At 75.6% G+C, this 4812-nt stretch carries 4 protein-coding genes; all 4 read right to left on the reverse strand.

Going from position 1 to position 4812, the window contains the following annotated elements; translation table 11 throughout:
• On the reverse strand, nt 1-2262 hold a 2262-nt coding region (locus tag GTR00_RS14685), incomplete at its 3' end, for a putative bifunctional diguanylate cyclase/phosphodiesterase (RefSeq protein ID WP_166612348.1).
• A 109-nt stretch (nt 2263-2371) separates the two neighbouring features.
• On the reverse strand, nt 2372-3214 hold the full coding sequence (locus GTR00_RS14690) for an EamA family transporter (RefSeq protein ID WP_166612349.1): 843 nt from the start codon (nt 3212-3214) through the stop codon (nt 2372-2374).
• A 247-nt stretch (nt 3215-3461) separates the two neighbouring features.
• The gene (locus GTR00_RS14695) at nt 3462-4388 is read right to left on the reverse strand and encodes a manganese catalase family protein (RefSeq protein WP_166612350.1); all 927 of its coding nucleotides are present in this window, start codon (nt 4386-4388) and stop codon (nt 3462-3464) included.
• A 29-nt stretch (nt 4389-4417) separates the two neighbouring features.
• Nucleotides 4418-4636, reverse strand: coding sequence for a hypothetical protein (locus GTR00_RS14700; protein WP_166612351.1), 219 nt, complete (start codon nt 4634-4636; stop codon nt 4418-4420).
• Between the last annotated feature and the right edge of the window lie 176 nt (nt 4637-4812).

Here is a 4812-nt window from a genome sequence, read left to right on the forward strand (position 1 = left end):
GTGGCGCACCAGCCACGCCTCCAGGTCCGGCGCGGGCAGCGCCTTGGCGTAGTACCAGCCCTGCACGACGTCGCACCCGGCGTCGGTCAGCTCCCGGCACGTCGCGGCGTCCTCGACGCCCTCGGCGACCAGCCGCAGGCCCAGCGAGTGGGCGAGCATGATCGTGGAGCGGACGATGGCCAGGGCCCGCGGGTCCGAGCCGAGGTCGGTGACGAACGACTTGTCCAGCTTGAGGTCGTCCACGGGCAGCTGGCGCAGGTACGCCAGCGAGGAGTACCCCGTCCCGTAGTCGTCGACGGCCACCCGCACCCCCCGCTGCCGCAGGCCGGCGAGGATGACCTGCGCGCGTTCGCGGTCGGCCATGAGGAAGTCCTCCGTGATCTCGATCTCCAGCAGGTGCGCGGGCAGGGCCCGCTCGGCCAGCAGCCGCTCCACGCGCTCGGGCAGGCGCGGGTCGGACAGCGAGGAGGCGGAGAGGTTGACGGCCACCGCCAGGGGCCGGCCGGCCAGGTGCCAGGCGCGCGCCTGGTCCAGCGCCTGCTCCAGCACCGCGCGGGTCATCTCCTCCATCAGCCCGGCGCCCTCCACGACCGGCAGGAACGCGTCCGGGTAGAGCAGCCCGCGCACGGGGTGCTGCCAGCGCACGAGCGCCTCGACCCCGCCGACGTGCCCGCTGCCGGGCTCCACCTTCGGCTGGTAGTGCAGGGTCAGGGCGCGCTGCTCGATCGCCTCGCGCAGCAGCTCGGCCGTGGCCAGGCGGTCGCCGGAGGCGAACTCGTCGGCCTCGACGCTGTACGTGAACGTGCCCACGCCCTGGGCCTTGGCCCGGTACATCGCCACGTCGGCGCGCCGCAGCAGGGCGGAGGCGTCCAGGACGGTCAGGGGCAGCGCGGCCAGGCCGACGCTGGTGCGCACGCGCACCTGCAGGTCCTCCACGGGGAAGGGCGCCTGCAGCGCCTCGTGCACGGCGGCCGCGACCGCCTGCGCGGCCTCGGTCCCGCCCCGCACCAGCAGCGCGAACTCGTCGCCGCCCAGGCGCACGACCTCCAGGGCGCCGTGCTCGGCACCGACCCGCTGCAGGCGCTGGCCCACGCCGCGCAGCAGCGCGTCGCCGGCGTGGTGGCCCAGGCTGTCGTTGACCTCCTTGAAGCGGTCCAGGTCCAGCAGCAGCAGCCCGGCGGGGACCTCGCCGCCGTCGTAGCGGGCGAGGCGCTCGACGGCGCGGTAGAGGGTGCGGCGGTTGCCCAGCCCGGTCACCTCGTCGGTGAGGGCGAGCTCGCGGCTCTCGGCGAGGTTGGCGACCTCCCGGAACGTCAGCAGCAGCCGGGCCAGGGCGGCCACGACGGTGGCCGCGGCCAGCGCGATGGACGCCGGGTGCAGGTGCAGGCCGTGGTCGACGACGAGCACCGCCAGCGCCACGACGGTGGAGGCCAGCGGGATCGCCAGCACGGCCCAGCGCGGCAGGCGGAAGCGGCTGCGGCGCGCCGGCCAGCCTGGCGCCATGCCCATGAGGACCACGCCCAGGACCCACACGCCGTCGCCGAGGCGGCCGGAGACGTAGCTGCCCTGCGCGGTGCGGAACAGGTAGACCAGGTCCGCCACGACGAACAGCACCAGGCCGGCGGCCAGCAGCCACAGCCCGCGCGGCGGGCGCCAGCCGTGCATGGAGAGCACGGGCGCCAGCACCAGCAGCAGCACCAGGTCCAGCAGCGGCGAGGCGGTGGTCACCGCGACCGCCGCCCAGCTGTCGGCGGGCACGTCGAGGATGGGGCCGATGACGGCGGCGGCGGCCGCGGCGCTGACGGCCAGGCCGGCCACGAGGCCGTCCAGCCACAGGCTCCACGCGAAGCGACCGTCGCGGCGGCGGGCCATGAGCACCAGCGCCGCGAACGCCAGCGGGTAGAACGACAGGAACAGCGCGTCGGAGCCGGAGGGGTAGGGCGGGTCGGCCATCGGGCGCACCACGACGGTCCAGAAGACGTTGCCGCCGCCGTACAGGGCCAGACCCGCGGCCAGCAGGTGCGAGCCCAGGCGGCCGGTGGGCTGGCGGCGGGCGCGCACCAGGCACAGCAGCGCCGCGCACTCGTAGGCGAGGTTGTTCAGGACCCCGTCCAGCAGGAACCGGTAGCCGTCGTGCGGGCGCACGCCCGGGACGGTGCTGACGATGAACAGCAGCGGCGGCAGCAGCAGCACGAGCTGCAGCACCGCGGACCGCGACGGGCGGCGCCGGGCCGTCCACCCGGTCGGGGCGTGTGCGCTCACGTCAACCTCCTGCTCCTGCTCGGCCACACGAGGTGGTTCGGCGGGGTGACCGTGCCGCTGGACCGCCCGAACGGGTGGCGGGGCGTCCCGGCGGCGCTGCGGGCGCCGCTCACCCGAGGCCGGCGCAGACGGCGCCGGCGAGCACGGCGACGACGCCGGCGGCCTGCACGGGGCGCAGCCGCTCGCCGTGCACCTGCCGGGCGAGCAGCACGGTGACGGCCGGGTACAGCGAGGCCAGGACGGCCACGACGCTCACGAGGGCGCCGCGCGAGGCCAGCGCGTACGCGGCGGTGGCGGCCAGGTCCAGCACGCCCAGCGCCAGCAGGGGCGGCAGGTCGCGGGGCCCGACGCGCTCGGCCCCGCGCCGGGCGAGGGCGGCGGCGACGACGAGCGCGGCGGAGGTGACGCGCATGCCGAGCAGGGTGGAGGTCACCGAGGCGGCGCTGCCGCGCGCCACGGCCCACACCTCCACGCCGAAGAGGACGGCGGCCACCAGGGCCAGCGCGATCGCGCCGCCCTGGCCGCGCGAGCCCCCCCGCAGGTCCGGTCCGGCGGAGGCGACGACGCCGGCGAGGGCGACGGCGACGCCGAGCAGCTGCAGGGGCGCGGGGCGCTCCCCGGCGGCCAGGCCCAGCAGCACGGGCAGGACGGTGCCGCCGGCGGCGATGGGCGCGACGACGCCCATCGTGCCGCGGGCCAGGGCGGTGTAGAGGGCGGCCATGGCGCCGGCCCAGGTGGCGCCGGCGAGCACCGACCAGCCCAGCCAGGCGCCCGTCGGGCCCGCCCCGCCGCGGCCGAGGCCGGCGCCGAGGACCACCAGCAGCACCGCGCAGGACAGCGCCTGGGAGACGGCGAGGACCTGCACGGCGCGCAGCCGGCGGCTGACGGTGCCGCCGAGGAAGTCGGAGGTGCCCCACAGGGCGCTGGCGAGGAGGGCGAGGGCGGCGCTCACGCGGCGGCCCGCCGGGTGCGCGGCCGCGCGGTGGCCGGGTCGTGGATCACGGTGGGGTGTCGGCGCGCCGGGCCCGTCCCTTGAACCGCTCCGGCGCGCACCTGCCCGCACCTGCCCGCACCGGCCCGCACCGGGCACGACGAGGGCCCCCGCACCGTCGCTGTCGACGGTGCGGGGGCCCTCGGACCCCTCGGTGCGGGCGGGCCCGCTCAGCTGCGCGCCGGAGCGGTCCGGCTGCGCGCGGTGCTCAGTGCTTGTCGCCGGTGATGGCGTCCTTGACCTTGGTGACGACGTTCTCGGCCTGCTGCACCGCGCCGCCCACGGCGTTGCCGGGCTTGCCCTTGCCCTGGCTGCCGTCGTAGGTGACGAACTGCAGCGGGTCGGGCGCGGGCAGGACGGCGTCGTCGTCGGTCAGCGGGCGCAGCTCCTCCACGCGGAACGGCTGGCCGTCCACGACGCTGTTGCCCGTGGCCCACAGGCCCTCGCCGGCGCGGCTGCCGTTGGTGGAGGTGTAGAAGACGTGCGCGGCGTCCGTGTCCTCCCACTCGCCGTTGGAGCGCTCGATCTCGCTCTCGGTGAAGCCCTCCTCGACCAGCGACTGGATGCCCAGCAGCCACTGCTGCTGGTGGTAGGTGTCGCGGGCCAGGTTGAAGGCCAGCATGTCCTTCACGCCGCGGTCGTCCGTCATGTTGGCGATGCGGCTGGTCATCAGCCGGCTCTGCCCCTCCGCGGCGGCGTTGGAGCGGAAGTCGGTGAGCAGGTTGCCGCTGGCGATGATGTAGCCGGCGTTCCAGGGGTTGCCCAGGCTGTCGGTGGGCCGGGCCCCGCCGCCGGAGACGATGGCGTGCTGCGGGTTCTGCCCGCCCAGGACGGCGGCCAGGACCGGGTTGGCGGCGGCGGCCTTCTCCGTCGTCTCGCCGGGCGCGCCCTCCAGCAGGCGGGCGAGCATCACGGTGAGCATCTCGACGTGCGAGATCTCCTCCGTGCCGATGTCCATGATCATGTCCTTGTACTTGCCGGGGACCCGGCAGTTCCAGCCCTGGAACAGGTACTGCATCATCACGGTCATCTCGCCGAACTGACCGCCGAGGATCTCCTGGAACTTGGCGGCGAACAGCGCGTCCGGCTTCTCGGGCTTGGCGGTGAACTGCAGCTCACGGGTGTGGCGGTACACGCGGGCTCCTTCTCCTTGTTCCTACCTGGTCACTTCTTCTCGTACGCGGCGAGGGCGTTGCCCAGGCCGAAGAACGTCGGCGCCCACTGGCCGACGAAGATGCCCCAGCGGTCGGCGCGGTCGATCCCGGCGCCCTTCTCCTTCTCCTTGGAGACCAGCCAGGACGTGAACGACAGGGCGATGCTGCCGAAGGCGGCCGCGTAGGCCCACTCGGACTTGATCCCGGCGTCGTGCAGGTACTTGACCACGTGCGCTCCTCCCCTGGGCGTCCTCGCTCGTGACCTCCCCCTACCCGCCCTCCACGGCTTCAACCGCGCGGTCCCCGCCGGTTCTCAGCCCCGCCGCCGGCCCTGCCCGCGCCACCGGGTCCACCGGGCGGCGCGCCGCCGCGCCGCCCGGTGGACCCGGTGGCGCGGGCAGGGCC

This window comes from Kineococcus indalonis (genome assembly GCF_009906395.1).
Taxonomy (GTDB): domain Bacteria; phylum Actinomycetota; class Actinomycetes; order Actinomycetales; family Kineococcaceae; genus Kineococcus; species Kineococcus indalonis.